Below are 1,160 nucleotides of genomic sequence, written 5' to 3'. Positions count from 1 at the left end.
CTGTTCTTCTGATTCCTGCAATTCGACCACATTTTCCATGGCGCAAAAATAAACTTTTAACTTCAAGAATTTTTCAATGATTGCAGTTTTCGAAAAAACAGCCTTATCTTTACTCACAATCAAAACATTCTAAATTTTCTATATGAAAAAATGCTACGCTTTAAAGGCCATATGTGCCTTATTTTTATTAGTGATGACTCAAAAAGCAAGTGCCCAACAAGATGTTGGAGACTTGTTTGTGGGCGGACCAGCAGATGCGACCAAACTGGTTAATGCCTATTTTGATCCTTTGTATAAAGGTTTAGGCCTGGGTTTAACCGATGGATGGTCGAACACCGCTCAATCGAAAGGTTTTTTAAAATTCGATGTAAGGGTTTCGGCCTCTGCAGCATTTGTTCCACAATCGGCCAGAAGTTATGATGTAAATACCTTGAGTTTAAGTAATATCAAACCTGCACCTGGTGCATCATCTATAGGTCCTACTGCATTTGGTGATGACCATGAAGGTGGTAAAATGCAAATTTATACAAGCAGTGGCGTTCCTACAGGTAAATTTTTCAACTTACCTCAGGGAGTGGGGTTTCATGTAGTGCCTTCAGCTCAGATACAGGCTACTTTGGGCTTACCCAAAAACATTGATGTTACTTTAAGAGCAATGCCGAAGATTAAATTAGGTAACGACCTGGGAAGCTTATCGATGATCGGTTTTGGTGCCAAAATTGAACTTTTACCCTTATTTATGGGTTCAACAACAGAAAAACTGATTCCTGTAGACATTGCCATTGCCGGTGGCTTTACGCAGTATAAATATAATTTGCCTTTGAATATCAATAATACTTCAAATTCAGATCAGCGTATTGATGCTAAATTCAATGGCGTAAATTTTGATGCCATCGTTTCAAAGAAAATTATGTTTTTCACGCCTTTTGCCAGCATCGGTTACCAAACATCGAACACCAATTTAAAAGCGCTTGGTACTTATAAATTTGAAGATGGTGCAAGCAATGCAACTTATGTAGATCCAATCTCGGTGAAACAAACTGATATTGACGGCGTAAGAGGTAGTTTAGGCTTTCAACTGAAATTTGGTTTCTTTAAATTTTACGGCTCATATACTCAGGCAAAATACAGTATGGTTAATGCAGGTATAGGCCTTGGTA

Annotated in this window: 1 protein-coding gene; it reads left to right on the top strand. The window is 38.0% G+C overall.

Annotation, left to right across the window (positions count from 1 at the left end; all coding sequences use genetic code 11):
* Positions 1-142: 142 nt before the first annotated feature.
* Positions 143-1,160: DUF6588 family protein (locus AC1DPQ_RS28360; protein WP_477611657.1), on the top strand; the 1,018-nt coding region annotated here is incomplete at its 3' end.

It is taken from the genome of Pedobacter sp. 01T416_2 (assembly GCF_056398925.1).
This window is presented reverse-complemented; position numbering and strand designations above follow the sequence as displayed.